We start from the raw sequence: 15,721 nt of genomic DNA, 5'->3' as shown, positions 1-15,721 counted from the left end.
TGCGTATGGGCTAACCATCATTTCCTGCTGTTGTTGAATCATCTCGTCACCCGCACTCTCTCATGTTGCTTTAATTATAAAGAAAAAAAGGAGCAAGCTCCTCAAAAATGGAGAGCTTACTCCTTCTTTCACTTTTTCAGCGGCCTCCTCACGCTAGTAGCCTTTTTAGATCACGCCTGTCTACCGTACGGGGAGCCTGTCGGTTACGATTTGCAGTCCTTCAACGCGTATGGCTTGTCCCTAAGCATTTCTTAGGCAAGTCCGATGTCGGAAGGCGGCTGCGAATTTCTTGCACGAATGGCTTCTTCCGTTCGCGGGACAAGAAACTCCAGGCCGAATTGTGCCGCGCTCGCCTGCACGTCCTCGATGAACGGACGGAAGCTCTTATTGTATGCTTGGAACGCGAGCTCGTAATCGCCATCGCATTGTTGGAAAGAATCGGCTAAAGCGGCGCCCCCGTCGACGGCCAGCGATCCGCCCCTGCCTACAGCGGGAGAGGCGCAGTATCCTGCTAGCCGACCAGCGCTACCCTGCCTTTCGTTCACGAAGGCATTTTCATCAGGCACAGCTTGTCAAAGTAAAAATGTATTCGAATTCTTCACTTCTTACAGCAGTTCCGGCGTTCGCCAGCCCAGTCCGCCTTACTTTTAGACGTGTTTCTTCAGACAACACAAAGGACCCATCAAAAGATGGGCCCTGGATGACGTTTCATATGCTTTAGACATATGAACTGCAGTTCTGTGCGGATTTCTAAATTGCTTTTCAATTCAATTTCATCAGGCAAGTCGTGTGATAACAACATGCGCGGAGACAGGTCTTGTTCCTCCTGCAACTGGAGTAATCGTTAATGCAGCAGCATTGCCGGCTGGATTTCGCAATGTGAGAATTGAATTGGGGGCTGTTGTTTGTACAAGGGCCATGCCAACAATTTGAGAAGTGCCTGTTGCCCGCCCGACCACCGTATAGGCTAAATCCACACCGTTTAGCGTCAAAATCAGTTGACCCGCTTCGTCTATACTCACCTGAAACAAGACCATATAAGTCCCAATCGCAGTCAGGTTAAACGTACTGGGACTGGTACGGACGATCGCCCCTCCACTAGTAGGTCCATCTTGCGGAAAACTGATGTCAGTACCCGGAGCTACCGTTGCTGCATTATCTGGAGGCATTAATGCAAAAAAATCCGCAAAGCCTAATACGCTACCGGTGACTCCTGTCGCTCCTGTTACCCCGGTTTCTCCAGTGGCTCCCGTTGCTCCGGTTGCCCCGGTAAGCCCAGTTGCTCCTGTTGCTCCTGTTCCCCCGGTTGCTCCCGTTGCTCCTGTTACTCCTGTTTCTCCTGTGACTCCTGTTGCTCCTGTTGCTCCTGGTGCTCCTGGTGCTCCTGTTGCTCCTGTTGCCCCGGTCAGCCCAGTTGCCCCATTTACACCCGTTGATCCAGTGAATCCAGTTACCCCTGTGGCGCCGGTTGCCCCAGTTGCACCCGTTGATCCTGTGATTCCAGTTTCTCCAGTTGCTCCTGTTAGTCCGATTTCTCCAGTTGCTCCCGTTGGCCCTGTGACTCCGGTCGGCCCCGTTGCTCCTGTTGCTCCAGTGGCGCCAGTTGCTCCTATTCCCCCGGTTTCTCCAGTGACTCCCGTTGCTCCTATTGCTCCTGTGACTCCGGTTTCCCCGGTCAGCCCAGTTGCCCCAGTTACACCCGTTGATCCAGTGAATCCAGTTACCCCTGTGGCGCCTGTTGCTCCTGTTCCCCCGGTTTCTCCAGTGGCTCCCGTTGGTCCTGTTACACCCGTGACTCCATTTACTCCTGTCGCTCCTGTTGCCCCGGTTGCTCCTGTTACTCCAGTTGCCCCTATTGCTCCCGTCGCTCCTGTTTCTCCTGTTACCCCGGCTTCTCCAATGGCGCCCGTTGGTCCTGTTACTCCTGTGACTCCAGTTACCCCGGTTGCTCCTGTTGCTCCTGTTGCACCCGCACCCGTTGCTCCTGTGACTCCGGTTACCCCAGTTATTCCTGTTGTTCCTGTTATTCCCGCCGCACCTGCACCCGTTGCTCCTGTGACTCCGGTTGCCCCGGTCGGTCCTGTTATTCCCGTCGCACCCACACCAGTTGCACCTGTAACTCCGTTTAAGCCTATTCCACCGGTTTCACCGGTTGCTCCTGTTGCTCCTGTTGCTCCTGTTGCTCCTGTTGCTCCTGTTACTCCTGCTACTCCGGTTTCACCAGTGACGCCTGTAATTCCTGTTGCCCCAGTTACACCCGTGACTCCCGTTGAGCCTATTGCCCCTAACCCACCAGTCATGCCTGTAGTCCCGACCGCTCCCGTAGCGCCAGTTGCCCCGGTTAGACCGGTTACGCCTTGAGGGCCTTGAGCGCCCGTAGGGCACGGGGAGCAAATGCCTTGTGGACCCTCGGGACCTCGCGGACCTTTCGGACCTCTCGGACCTTGCGGGCCTGGTGGCCCCGGAGGACCTCGAAATCTTCCCATAGGTGTATGCTCTCCTTTATGCAGGCTGAACGCCTTTTGACCGTTTGTATGAGGCGTAATTTTGCCGGTAGAGGCATTTCTCTTCTTTTTTGAAGTTTATTCCGCTTGGCGATACATGATGCAACTCAAAAGCATGTTGCATTAACCTGTTATAGCTGAACAAGCAGCTGCTCATCATGGCCTGCTGCGCATGACAAATGACGTTGATCAAATGTCTCCCTGGCATATATCCAAGCATTAGCCAGAACCCTTACATAACCTATTAAATATCCAAAATGTAGGAGATGATAATGATTCCGTTATGTAGGTGATTACATTATCAGCAACTACTATAGGTATATTTTTGTGCTTTATTGTTGTATTAAGATGGACGTATGTGGAAGCTTCAACGTTGGCAATGTCGGCATTGGTTAGGCATCTAAATGAATAAGGAGATGAAGTCATGGGCAGATGCAATTGTCCGCCTGGACCTCCAGGACCGAGAGGGCCCCAAGGACCTCCCGGACCTCCAGCGGAAGGACCGCAATTACTTCAACAACTTGCAGGAGCAATCGGAGCAGCCGGACCTGCAGGGCTTGCGGGAGCACTTGGGCCAGCGGGCCTGGCAGGACTTGCCGGAGCTCTAGGAGCAGCCGGACCTGCCGGATTGGCAGGACTTGCCGGAGCACTTGGAGCGGCTGGTCTTGCAGGAGCAACCGGACCAACAGGACCAACGGGAGCAACCGGCGCTGCAGGTGCTAATGGAGCCACGGGCTTTGGCTTATCGCAGTATGGATATGTGTACAATTTACTAGCCCAAGTCGTTCCGGTAAATGCAGATGTTCTTTTCGATACGAATGGCATTCTTACGCCCGGTATTACGCATGCTCCCGGTACTTCCCAAATTGTAGTTACCGTTCCGGGCGATTATGAGGTTACGTTTAACGTAACAGCCGTAGAGCCAAATCAGTTTACCTTGCTGCTCAATGGCAATGCGATCGCAGGAGCCACATACGGAACGGGAGCCGGTACGCAGAAAAACGTCGGGCAGGTCATCGTTGCTATTCCTTCCGGCGGTATTCTAACGCTCCGAAATCATACTTCAGCTTCCGCAGTTACCCTTCAGACTTTGGCCGGCGGAACGGAAATTAACGTCAATGCTTCAATCTTGCTTAAGAAATTGAATTAGTATTGGATGACAGCGAGTATCCAAGGCAAAGAAAAAACGGTTGCCCTAGCAACCGTTTTTCGTGCTTTCATTCCTCGTACAGTGTCCCCCCTCGTTCTCGGCTGCCGCCATCGGACCATAAGACGATAGTTGAAATGATCGTTTAAAAAGCCAAGGATTCGCGGTCCTTAATCTCATTAGTTGTCCGTTTTCGACAATCGTGAACGGGAGCGTGGCCATAGCGAAGCCGGCTACTTGGCTAGGTGCCGTCATTGAATTCCGGATGGGTACCGGATCGGGAACGGTTCCGAACGCGAGGTTATATAACAAATTTCTGCAAGGCGGGCCATGTATAGAATGGAATAACCTGACAGCCGTTTTATCAGACCGTCGTTATTGAGAAATCGATCCCTTTAGCGCAATCACGATTCCAAATCATTTCGCCAGTCTGCGGTCCACTCTATAATTCAATTTTTAGAGAAAGGGATTCCTCGATAATTCGGATACCGACGTAACTCGCCCATTGTTCTCATCATCGAGACGATTATTCACCGTTCGATAGTCCTCTTGCAGGACGATCGTGAACGTCCCTTTTCCGGGAATCGAAACCTGGCAGATTGAATCTTCTTTGGTTAGCTTAGACAACCGTTCGATTAATTCTTCTAACGTTCGAACTTCCTCCATACTAATCACCGCCTTTTGTAAGAAGTTTCTACGGATTTACGCCTACTGCAAAAGGGCGCGCCCCTACCGGTATGACAGCAATCACCGTTTGCGTTACGCCATCAATAACGGAAACGGTATTATCATTCTGATTGGTGACGTAGATTAGATTCGTCTTCGGATTGACCCCTACCCCATTCGGGCTATTTCCGACCGCTATAGCGGCAATGACCCCATTCGTGAGACCGCTGATGACGGAAACAATATTACTGTCCCGACTGGGAACATAGATCGCATTATCGGCAGGATTAACGCCCACTTCGGCCGGCGTAATCCCAACCGGAACGCTCGCGATTACGGCGTTGGTAAACCCGTTAATAACGGATACGAAGTTGCTGGTAAAATTCGAAACGTAAATCCGATTCGTTGCCGCATTCACCCCTACCCGGAACGGATTAACCCCGACCGGAATGTTAGTAATCACGGCATTGGTTTCTCCGTCAATGACAGAAACGATGTCGGAATTGAAGCATGCCAAATAAATCCGATTGGTGAACGGATTGACGGCGATTCCGGTCGGGAACGGATTTCCTCCGACAGGCGTAATAGTAACGACCACGGTATTGGTCAAACCATTGATCTCGGTAATGTCATTGCTATTAAAATTTGCCGTGTATATGGCGTTGGTGGCCGAATTGGCCGCTACGTCTCCCGAGCCGTCCCCTGCAGGGACAGTGGCGATGACGGAATTGGTAGCTCCATCGATTACGGTTACTTCAGCACTGTTCACATTCGACACGTATATGCGGTTGGTTAAAGGATTGACGTCTATCCCTGTCGGGTTAACCCCCACGGGAATCGTGGCGACGACCGCATTCGTGGCCCCATCGATTACGGATACATCGTTGCTATTGAAATTAGCGACATAGATCCGATTGACCGAAAAGGAACCAGCCGGTCCCGTCGGCCCTATCAGTCCCTGAGGCCCTTCTGCCCCCTGAGGCCCTGCAGGCCCAGTAGGTCCTGGTGCTCCTGCTGGGCCAACCGCACCTGCAAGCCCGGCTGCTCCAAGTGCTCCTGCCAGTCCTGCCAGTCCTGCTGGTCCAGCCGCCCCGAGCGCCCCTGCAAGTCCTGCAAGACCAGCCGGCCCAAGTGCTCCTGCAAGACCTGCAGGTCCAGCCGCGCCAACTGCGCCTGCGAATTCTTGAAGTAAATGAGGTCCCTCTACCGTGGGTCCTGGAGGTCCTTGAGGCCCTGGAGGTCCTTGAGGCCCTGGAGGCCCTGGAGGACCTTGAGGACCTTGAGGACCTCGCGGTCCAGGAGGTCCAGGACGACCGTTCACTTTACCCATATTTACATCTCCTCGTCGTTAAATGATGGGCATTAACAAACCGGACATCAACTACGTGCTGGGTACTTATTAAGTTATGACGGAATAGAACCATAAAATGCTGGCCCATCAAAAAAACGCGGAAAAACCTCAGGGCTGTTCCGCATTTTTTCCTATAAATATCCAACACCAACCTTCAGCCAATCGCGCTCAGCCGCAGCATCACCGACTCCGCGGGCGCCAGCGAGACCACAAGCTTGCCTTCCGCGCTGCTCGCTTCGTTGGACCACAGCTCCTCGCAGCGATACGCCGTACCGGCAGGGAGGCCGATTCGTCCCAAGTCGACCGTCTTGGCAGCGGACCGTTCCTTGTCGTAGTTGAATACCGCGACATGGATGACTTCCGCGCCTTCCGGCGAGCGATCCCTGCGGTAGAAGATATCCGCGGCCCGCTGACCCGTATTCCCGTCCAGCGGCCGGAAGGTCTCCCCCTTGCGGGCGATCGCCATCAGCTCGGACGCCGACAGCCACGCGCGCGCTCGTCTGCTCGCCTCCTCCATCCGGAAGTCGTCGCCCATCAGCATGAGCGTGCCCGCGATGATCGAGGCGTTCAACCGGCTGCGGCCTTCGTGCTCCGTCGTCGGTTCATGGTTATAGCTCTTGTAGAGCACCGTATGGTCGGGATCGTTAAACCGGTAAAGCGTATCGTTGATCCACCAGCCGTACGTCAGCGAATTCAGCATATACTCCGTGTCCTTGAGCTCGCCGAACGCATCGCAGGAGATGCGGCGGCCGTGCGCGTACGGATGGGGAAAGAGCGGCGCGATCGACAAATGGATGAAGAACGGCCGGCCGATCCGCGCGGGATCGAGCAGCTCGCAAATATGCTGCATCCCGTACCGGTACGCCTGGATGCCCGTCCGCATATCCGGATGATGATGCCGCCCTTCCAGCGTCCCATGCGCCATGAAGTCCAGCTTCACGTACTCGTAGCCTTCCGAGACGAAATTCCGCAAGGTCCATTCGGTGCGCATCCGATTGCCCGGATGGGTGGGATCGATCGCGAGTCCGCCGTCCAGATCCGGCAGCACGCGGCCTTCCTCGTCGCGCAGCAGCAGATCCGCATAGGTATAGCGTCCGTCCGTGCCTTCGACGATCCGATTCCCCGCTTCCTCGCTCTTGCCCCAGTACGCGAACGGCGTCCAGTACGTGCCCGCCTTCTGTCCGTTCCGATGGACATGCTCGACGGCCTGCCGCCGCTCCCCGGCCGTAAGGTTCGTCCAGAAGGAATCGAAGTTCAAGTAGACGACGCCTTGGTCGTGAAAGCCCTGCTGCTGGACCTCGCGAATCAAGTCGGACGCGCGCGTATAGCTCTCGTAGCTCAGCTTGTCGCCGACCGCGGACCAGCTGTTCCAGCCGAAAGGCACCGTCCCCTCCCACGCCAGCGGAGGCTCGATGCGCGCGTTCGCTTCGCCGAAGGCTTGCAGCCCCTCCCTGTAGTCGTCGAACGCGCCGAGCCAGATCGTCGGGGACGCGACTTCGGTTCCCGCGACGATGCCGTGCGGAATCGTGTCGCGCGTATAGTCGCTCGACGCGCCGCCGTAGATCTCCAGCCGCTGCACCGCTTGCCCCGCAGCGCTCTCGACCCCGATGCCCGTCTTCCACGTATCGTGGGTCACGGAACCGAACACGAGCCCGTGCCGGGAAGCGTTACGGTACACGGCCGATACTTCGTAGCTTTCCAGATGCCCAGGCATCGCGACCGATTCATAGCGTACCCACTTGTCGTTGTCGAACGGCACGAGCAGCGCCAGCAGCGCGTCTTGTTCCTCGGAATCCGCGGCCCCGGCTTTCACGCTCAGCACGCCGTCCGCGCCTTCGCCGTCGCAATAGACCGGCGCGATATAATTGGTCGCGAGCGCTTCCCCGCTCAGGCTCAACGCCTTTACCTGCACGAAGCATTCCTTCGAGCCGTCATGGACGGCAAAGCTTTGCACAAGCTCCAGCCGCTCGTCCATCCGGTGATGCACGAGCAATCGCGCGCCCGTTCCGAAAGCATCCGCTGTCTCCTCGAACCGATAGGAACGTCCCGCCGCATCCTTCGTCGCGACCATCCGGCCGTCCAATCGAATCCGGCTTTGGATGCCGCGCACGCTTGCCGAATCCAGCCATTCGATACGGGCGGTCCCGTTTGCCAGATCGCATTCGACGCGCACGTGACCGTTACCGATCGCCACGGCTTGTTCCCGCTCCATTCTCGTTATCGTCATTCTTCTCCGCCTCCGGTTACGTCGAGACAAAGAGGCCGGCCCTGTTCGGCCGACCTCCTCTCGTCATGATGATTATTTCCAAAGCGCCAGTCGTGCCTGGTAGTTGTCGTTGATGATCTTCTCGACTTTCTCGCTGCCTGCCGCTTTCATGTCGGCCAGCATCTTGTCGAACACTTTGCCGGCTTCTTCCGGCGTTTTGGCGATGATGGCTTTCGTGATGTTCTGCGTCATCGTGTCGCTGACCTTCTGCGAGATGAGCGCTTCCGGCGTACCGCCCTGCGGGCCGAGATTGTCGTACGTATCGGTGTTCCATACGGAATCGCCCAAGTTCTTGATGGCCATCTTGTCGATTTCGCTGCGCTCATAACGGCCTGCCAGGTCGTACACGGTGCCGTCCGAGCCTTTGCCCGCTTTGATGAACCAGGTCCATTTGCGGATACCCGTCGTCTTGGTGTAGTTGTTCCAGTCGTCCTTGAAGCCCTTCAGCACTTCCGGCTTCGGCACGTGCTTGCCGTCCACCATGTCCCAGTGCTTGCCTTCCACGCCCCATTGCAGCAGGTACTGGCCTTCTTCGCTCGCCAGGAAATTGATGAACTGCATCGTGCGCTCCGGATTCTTGTTGGCCTTCGTGATGCCGATCGCATCCCAGCCGAGGGAGCCCTGCGGACCGTAGGTCGTCTTGGCCGGATCTACGCCGGGACCGACGACTTTATAGTCGAAGAACTGCTTCTCTTCGCCGCCGTCTTTCTTGAGCGCCGTGTTCGCCGTTCCCAGATCCCAGTAAGCGCCCGTCGTGCCGAATACGGTGCCCGAAGACAGCTTCTGCAGCCAGGATTCCTTCTTGTTGATCGCCCAATCCGTATCGATAAGCCCTTCCGAGTACAGCTTGTTCATATAGAGGATCATTTCTTTGTACTTCGGATCTTCCACGTCGTACTGCAGCTTGCCGTCCGTCTCATAGTACGTCTTCATGCCGAACATGCCCTTGAACGTGCCCGTTACAGCGCCCATGTTGGAGCCGTCCATCGTCAGGGCCGTCGTCGGTTTTCCATTGACCGTCGGGTACTTCGCTTTGAAATCCTTCAGCAGCTGCTCGAACTCGTCGGCCGTGAACGGCTGCCCGCCTGCCGCCTTGTCCGGCGCCAGCTCCTTCAGGAAGTCCATCTTCAGGTTGAAGCCGAATACCGGCTCGCCTTCCGACATCCCGTACCAGTTGGACAAATAGTAGTTTTTGCCGTCCGTGTAGCGGGTTTTGTTCAACGTGTCCCCGTACATTTTCGTCACGTCGGGACCGTACTTGTCGATGAGGTCGTTGAGCGGAATAAGCGCGCCCGTCGAGATGTATTTGTTCACGACGTCGCCGCTGCGATCCATCAGCACGATGTCCGGCAGGTCGTCGCTGGCGAGCATGAGGTTCAGCTTCTCCGTCGGATTGCCCGTCGGCTGCTGGATTTCGACCGTGATGCCCGTGCGCTTCGTGATTTCTTTGGCGACGTCGTTGGTGAAAGCGTCACCAGTATTTTTATCGAAAAACGTAATCTTGAGCGGCGACAAATCTTCAGCCGGCTTGTTGCCCGCCGCATCGTTCGATGCGCTGGCGTTGTTCGACGACCCTGCGTCGGACGCTTGATTCGCGTTATTGCCGTTGTTGCCGTTGTTGCTTCCGCAGCCGGCCGCGATCGAGGCGACCAAGGCGAGGCTAAGGGACAGCGTGCCCCATTTTTTGAATCCTGGCATGTGAGAAAACCCCCTGTGAGAATTGTATACTACCATACTTAAATTCCGGCGTGCAAGACGGCTCCGTTGGAGCGGGGAACGCTCACCTCCTTTAATGTTCGAATGCTGGAAATGTTTCAGGGCCTCCGGGGAAGCCGGCCTATATCCACCCTCTTAGCTCTTGACCGCGCCGAGCGTCATGCCCTTCACGAAGTACCGCTGCAGGAACGGATAGACCATGATGATCGGCAGCGTCGCCACCATCGTCGCGGCCATCCGGATCGTATCCGACGAGACGGCATTGCGTTTGGCGGAATCTGCCATCTGGTTGGCGCTTGACGTGAAAGATTCCGTTTGGTATTGATTGAGAATCTTCACGAGCACGGCTTGCAGCGTCTTCAGGTTCGGTTTGTACGTGAACACGTAGGAGTCGAACCAGGAATTCCAATGGTTGATGGCCGAGAACAAGCCGATCGTGACCAGTACGGGCACGCAGATCGGGAGGATGATCCGCCAGTAGATCTGTACGTCGTTCGCGCCGTCCATCTTGGCCGACTCTTCCACTTCGAGCGGCAGCTCCTGCATGAACGTCCTCACGATGATCACGAAGAACACGTTCATCAGATTCGGGAAGATGTACACCATGAAGGAGTCGATGAGATGCACGTTCTTCAGAATCATGTAGTACGGAATCAAGCCGCCGCCGAAATACATCGTGAAGATGAAGAACAGCGTGATGGTTCTTCCGTATACCAGGTCCCGTTTGCTGAGCGCGAAGGCCAGCAGGCTGATGACGGCCAGCGCGAGCGGCGTGCCGATCAATGTTCGCAGCACGGTCACTTTGAGCCCGTTCAGGATTTCCGCGTCCTGCAAGATTTGCTTGTAGCTGTCGAAGTTGATGGCGCGGGGCCATAAGTAGATGCCGCCCCTGACCGAATCGTCCGCGCTGTTCAAGGACAGCACGAGAATATTCCAGAAGGGATAAAACGTGATCGCGAACACGAAAGTCAGAAATACGTATACGCATGTCAGATAGATGCGATCGCTGTAGCTCTTGGATGCTGTCAAGTCTTCGTCCTCCTTTCCGGTGAATTAATACAGGGATTGCTGGTTGACCTTCTTGGACCAAGCGTTCACGAGAACGACCAGGACGAAGGCAACCACCGATTTGAACAATCCGACGGCCGCGCCGTACGAGAACATGCCGTTCTGCAAGCCGTACCGGTACGTATAAGTGTCGATGACATCCGAGTATTCAAGCACGGTCGTGTTCTGCAGCAGGTACTGCTGGTCGAAGCCCGCGTTCAGCACGTTGCCGACGGCAAGAATCGATAGAATGACGATCGTCGGCTTGAGCGAAGGCAGCGTCACGTTCCACATCTGCCGCCAGCGGTTCGCGCCGTCCACCCGGGCCGCTTCGTACAGCTCCGGATTGATGCCCGCGATGGCCGCCAAATAGATAATGGCGTTGAAGCCCATGTCTTTCCACGTGTTCGAGAAGGCGATGATCCACCAGAACATATGGCCGTTCTGCAGGAAGGTGATCGGCTTGTCGATGAAGTGCAGCGACTGCAGGATTTCATTGATCACGCCGCCGGACGACAGCACGGTGACGATGATGTTCGCCGCGATTACCCAGGAGACGAAATGCGGCAGGTACGAAACCGTTTGGACGATGCGCTTGAACATGCCGCGGCCGACCTCGTTGATCATGATCGCGAGAATGATCGGAGCCGGGAAACCGATCAGCAGCGACAGCAAGCTCTGGGCGAGCGTGTTGCGCATGACCCTGTAGAAATCGCCGTTCGTGAAGAAGTAGTCGAACCATTCGAGTCCGACGAATTTGCTGTGAAAGAACTGGTGGAAGAACGAGCCTCCGCCGGGAGAATAGTTGATAAAGGACATATACAAGCCGAACATCGGCCCGTATGAGAAGATGATCGTGCAGATCAGCGCGGGCAAAATCATCAGATACAAGTATTTTTGCTGCTTCATCTTTCGCCATTTGCGCGCTTTGGCTTTGCCCCCGATTGCGGGAGGCTGTTGTTTGTCTAGGTACGCTTCCATGCCTTTCCTCCTCAAATGACGGCCGCTCCTATGTCGCGTTCGATTTCGTATCCCCATTATAAGTGGGCCGATTGAAGCGCATCCATAACCCGATTCACGGAAACGCGACGCAAACCTACACATCTCCGCGGGAGATATTGTTGAAAACCGTTACAAATCTTACAATGAAACAACCGAATCCGGTATGTATTTTACGATGGGAGCGTGCTTCGCTTGTACAAAATTCTGCTTGTGGACGACGAGAAACTGGAGCTGAACGCGATCGCGCATTATATACGCTGGGAAGACATGGGCATCGTCGTGGCGGGCACGGCCAAGAACGGACGGGACGCGCTTAAAGTCATGGAGGCATGCAAGCCCGACATCATTCTGACCGACGTCCGCATGCCGATCATGAACGGCCTGGAATTCGCTTCGAAAGCGAAGCAGCTCGACAAGAACGTCAAAATCGTCTTCCTGAGCGGACACGACGAATTTCAATATATCAAAGCCGCGCTGACCATCGAGGCGATGGGTTATCTGCTCAAGCCGGTCGATGCCGCCGAGCTGGCCCAGCTCATGCAGCGGGTCATTCTCAAATGCCAGGAGGATAAGCAGCTGTCCGAATCGTCGGAAGCGACGAAGGAGAAGCTCGTCCGTTCCCTCGCCGCCGAGCAGGACGAAGAGATGCGCCGGGAATGGGTCCGGCGCATCGGCATGCTTCCCCATCCGCTGCCGACGATCGGCCGATACCGGGTCGGGGTCTGCAGCTTGGATGCGCTCGATCCGGCCGTATGGGAGGCATCGGCCGGGACGGCGGGATCGGCGGGATTGAACGGAACGGTCGGAGGGTCCTTACCGGGGGGCGGGACGGGAGCGGCCGCGCATGCGGCGCCGGCCGGCAGACATCGGGAAGCGATCCTCTCGCTGACCGCGGGCAAGCTTGCCGGAATGCAGGCGCCGGCCTACGTCTGGCCGTTGGACGAACAGCGCTTCTGCACCCTCTCTTATCTCTACGACGACGCGGAGGACGAAGGGTTGGAGGCGTTAATGGAAGAGATCGTCGAGGAGACCGGCAATCGCTTCGGCGTCGTGCTGTCCGTCGGCATCTCGCGTCTCGGGCGGTATCTGGAGGAGCTTCCCGATCGCTTCGGCGAAGCCAGGGAAGCGAACGGCGACAAGTTCTACAGCGGAGCGGGACGCGTTATCCGCTATGCCGCCCATGCGCCTGCCGCGCCCGGCTCGGCTCTTCACGCCATGGACGTCGCCGAGCAGCTGAACCATGCCGTCTCGCATCTCCGTTCCGCCGAAGCGGAAGCGGTGCTGGGCGCTTACTTCCGGCATTTCGCCATGAACCGCACGAGCAGGGACGCCATCATCGCCGGCACCATGCAGGTCATCTCCGAAATCGAGCGCCGCTATGCGCCGCTGCTCGAGAACCGCGCCTCGGGCGGCGCCAGCCCGCTCGCGATCGATTGGAAGACGATCACCGAGCCGGAGTCGGTCGGGCAGCTGCATGCCTACCTCCTTTCCTGGACCGGCGGCATCATGGCCGTCATTCGCGAGAAAGATCAGGACAGGAATCTGAACGTCGTCCATCAGATCACCGCGCTGATTCACGAACGGTACGGCGAGGCGCTGACGGTCGACGATCTGGCGGAACGCGTCTATCTGACGCCGAACTACATCCGCACCTTGTTCAAGCAGAAGACCGGCGAGACGATCTTGGAATATTTGACGAAGGTGCGGATCGGGCAGGCATCGGAGCTGCTGAAGGACCGATCGCTCAAAATCCACGAGGTCGCGCGGGCGGCCGGCTACGAGAACGTGTCCTACTTCTGCTCGCTTTTCCAGAAGCATAAAGGGGTCACGCCCAACGAATACCGCAAGAAATACTTGTAGGCGAAAGGAACTGCCGCATGATGCTGCGCTCATGGTTCATCCATCTTACCGCACCGTTTCTCAACCTCAGCATGAGGGGCAAATTGTTCAGTCTGTTCCTGCTCGTCTCGATTCTCCCGCTGCTGTTCTTCGTCTCTTATTCGTATCAGTCGGTCAAGGAGCAGCTCATTAACCAGACCTATTCCGGCATGACGCTGGCCACGTCCCAAATCACGAGCAACCTGCAGAGCAAGCTGAACAACTATTCGAAAATCTCGGCGTCGCTCTATCTGGATGCGACCCTGCAAGAATATTTGAGCAAGGCGTACAACGGCGACTCGGATTATCTCGACGCTTACCGGTATATCGACAACGTGATGAACAATGTCCTCACTACCAACCCGGAGGTCAGCAGCATCGCGATCTACTCGACGAATCCGAAGATGCCGCTCGATAATCTGTTCATCAAGAAGCTGGACGATTCCATTCGCCAGCAGCCGTGGTTTACCAAAGTCCAGCATACGTACGGCAACGTGATCTTCACGATTACGCCCGGCACCCAGGACGCCTCGCTGCTGACCGAGCCGCAGCCGATGTTCACGCTCGTCCGTTATTTGAACTACAACAGCCTGAACTTTCCGTACGGCGTCCTGACGATCGACGTGAAGGAAACCGATCTTTACGCGCTGATGGGCAAGGAGGACAGCAACAAAGATATTTTCATCGTGAACGAGAACGGCATCATTATCTCCAGCAAGGACAAAAGCCTGCTGAATACCGATTTGGGCCGGCTCCTGCCGGGGCAGTTCAAGTCCGGCGCGAACGGCCGATTCGAGAGCACCTACAAAGGCGAGAAGGTGCTCGTCGTGTACGATACCAGCTCGAACGGCTGGAAGACCGTTTCCATCGTGCCTTACAGCGGCTTCATGGCGCCGGCGATCGCCTCCTCCAACCGGATTCTGGTCATGGCCTCCATCTGCATCCTGTTCAGCGTCATTCTGATTTATCTGGTCGCCCGCTTGTCGACGAAACAGTTCGAATCGCTGCTCAAGAGCATCCGCCGCATGGAACGGGAGGACTTCGAGCTGGAGACCATGCCGATGGGACATGACGAGATCGGCCAAGTGTCGTTCGCGCTTCATAAGATGGCCGGCCGGCTCAAGAATCTGATCAACGAGGTATACAAGAAGGAAATTTCCAAGCAGGAAGCGGAGATGGACATTCTTCAGGCGCAGATCAATCCCCATTTCCTGTACAATACCCTCGCCTCGATCTCGGCGCTGGCCATGCAGCATAAGGACCCGAAAATTCAGGATATGGTCTCGCATCTGGCGAAATTTTATCGGATATCCCTCAATAAAGGGAAGAACATGATCTCGCTCAACGAGGAGCTCAACCTGACGAAATATTACCTGTCGATCCAGCAAATCCGCTATGAAGGCCTGCTGCACGTGTATTTCCAAGTCGACGAAGCGGTGCTCGTGCATCATACGGTCAAGCTCGCGCTGCAGCCGTTCGTGGAGAACTGCATCAACCACGCGATCTGGGACGACGACTGCGGCATCACCATCATCATCCGGGCTTTCCGGGACGGCGACGACATCATCGTGGCCATCGTCGACGACGGCATGGGCATGACGCGCGAGACGCTGGAGAAGCTGCAGGCCAAGGGCGAGATCGGCTACGGCATCTCGAACGTCGATCAGCGGATCAAGCTCGCGTTCGGCGAAGGCTATGGCGTGTCTATCGCGAGCCGGCTGGGGATCGGGACGAGCGTCCAAATCCGGCTGCCGGCTCGGGGCGTGCTGTGAGATTGAAAAACAAGTTCTTTTCCACAGTTCCGCTGCGCAGACGAATGTTCTTTCGATCGCTGTTGTTACCGGATCCCATGAACAATTGGACATGGTTGGAATTCGGTAACAAAGGCGAACGCTGGCGCTTCTCCAGAATCATTCGTCTTGCTTCGCTCCTTGTTCCAATGGTGTTTTTCAAAACAACATTACGCCCCGGCCTAATGTTGCAGAAACCGCAAAAGGTCCATTCAGGAGTTATGCCTGAATGGACCTTTTGCGGTTTGTTCGCAACTGCGCCGAAAGCTTTGGCTGCGCCTCGTATTTGCAATTACGCTTGTGAGGACGCGTCGCCAAACATGCCTCGTAAACGCTTCGTTACATTGTAATTCG

Annotated in this window: 12 protein-coding genes and 1 pseudogene; 5 read left to right on the top strand and 8 right to left on the bottom strand. The window is 55.9% G+C overall.

Translation table 11 applies throughout. The features are described from left to right. Window positions 1–255 (top strand): hypothetical protein (locus tag GT003_RS32235; protein ID WP_211676300.1); only part of this gene is annotated, 255 nt, incomplete at its 5' end. On the opposite strand, the gene GT003_RS07890 is transcribed toward GT003_RS32235, so the two are convergent. Next, window positions 252–545 (bottom strand): hypothetical protein, encoded by a 294-nt coding sequence (locus tag GT003_RS07890; protein WP_161696169.1) that lies wholly within the window; start codon window positions 543–545, stop codon window positions 252–254. The two genes, GT003_RS32235 and GT003_RS07890, sit on opposite strands and share 4 nt — an antisense overlap. Window positions 546–776: 231 nt before the next feature. Beyond that, a pseudogene (locus GT003_RS07885) lies at window positions 777–2,471 on the bottom strand (collagen-like protein); the annotation flags it as partial. Between the two features lie 437 nt (window positions 2,472–2,908). Between GT003_RS07885 and GT003_RS32460 the strand changes: the two are divergent. Continuing rightward, window positions 2,909–3,112, top strand: a complete 204-nt coding sequence (locus tag GT003_RS32460) for a hypothetical protein (protein ID WP_239565838.1) — start codon at window positions 2,909–2,911, stop codon at window positions 3,110–3,112. Between the two features lie 20 nt (window positions 3,113–3,132). Next, window positions 3,133–3,654, top strand: coding sequence for a BclA C-terminal domain-containing protein (locus tag GT003_RS07880; RefSeq protein WP_239565839.1), 522 nt, complete (start codon window positions 3,133–3,135; stop codon window positions 3,652–3,654). A 691-nt stretch (window positions 3,655–4,345) separates the two neighbouring features. On the opposite strand, the gene GT003_RS07875 is transcribed toward GT003_RS07880, so the two are convergent. The 6 genes from GT003_RS07875 to GT003_RS07855 all read right to left on the bottom strand — a co-directional run bounded on the left by GT003_RS07875 (window position 4,346) and on the right by GT003_RS07855 (window position 11,606). Next, the gene (locus GT003_RS07875) at window positions 4,346–5,227 is read right to left on the bottom strand and encodes a beta-propeller fold lactonase family protein (protein ID WP_428842592.1); all 882 of its coding nucleotides are present in this window, start codon (window positions 5,225–5,227) and stop codon (window positions 4,346–4,348) included. 41 nt (window positions 5,228–5,268) lie between these two features. After that, a complete protein-coding gene (locus tag GT003_RS32455; protein ID WP_239565840.1) occupies window positions 5,269–5,484 on the bottom strand; it encodes a hypothetical protein in 216 nt (71 codons plus the stop codon). Window positions 5,485–5,822: 338 nt separating this feature from the next. Continuing rightward, complete coding sequence (locus tag GT003_RS07870; protein WP_161696161.1) at window positions 5,823–7,895, bottom strand: alpha-galactosidase; 2,073 nt, start codon at window positions 7,893–7,895, stop codon at window positions 5,823–5,825. Window positions 7,896–7,967: 72 nt separating this feature from the next. Then, on the bottom strand, window positions 7,968–9,632 hold the full coding sequence (locus GT003_RS07865; protein WP_161696159.1) for an extracellular solute-binding protein: 1,665 nt from the start codon (window positions 9,630–9,632) through the stop codon (window positions 7,968–7,970). Window positions 9,633–9,785: 153 nt separating this feature from the next. Continuing rightward, entirely contained in the window at window positions 9,786–10,679 is an 894-nt protein-coding gene (locus tag GT003_RS07860; protein WP_161696157.1) for a carbohydrate ABC transporter permease, read from the bottom strand. A 24-nt stretch (window positions 10,680–10,703) separates the two neighbouring features. Then, window positions 10,704–11,606, bottom strand: a complete 903-nt coding sequence (locus GT003_RS07855; protein WP_420831451.1) for an ABC transporter permease — start codon at window positions 11,604–11,606, stop codon at window positions 10,704–10,706. A 285-nt stretch (window positions 11,607–11,891) separates the two neighbouring features. Here GT003_RS07855 and GT003_RS07850 point away from each other — a divergent pair, with 285 nt between their 5' ends. Together GT003_RS07850 and GT003_RS07845 are read left to right on the top strand one after the other, a co-directional pair. Beyond that, on the top strand, window positions 11,892–13,559 hold the full coding sequence (locus GT003_RS07850; protein ID WP_161696153.1) for a response regulator transcription factor: 1,668 nt from the start codon (window positions 11,892–11,894) through the stop codon (window positions 13,557–13,559). A 17-nt stretch (window positions 13,560–13,576) separates the two neighbouring features. Further along, window positions 13,577–15,349: a cache domain-containing sensor histidine kinase gene (locus GT003_RS07845; RefSeq protein WP_161696151.1), complete on the top strand. Its 1,773-nt coding sequence runs from the start codon at window positions 13,577–13,579 to the stop codon at window positions 15,347–15,349. The last annotated feature ends 372 nt before the right edge of the window (window positions 15,350–15,721 follow it).

Source organism: Paenibacillus sacheonensis, from assembly GCF_009909195.1.
Classification (GTDB): domain Bacteria; phylum Bacillota; class Bacilli; order Paenibacillales; family Paenibacillaceae; genus Paenibacillus_Z; species Paenibacillus_Z sacheonensis.
Note: the sequence above shows the minus strand (reverse complement) of the source record. Positions and strands in the feature narration are given on the sequence as shown.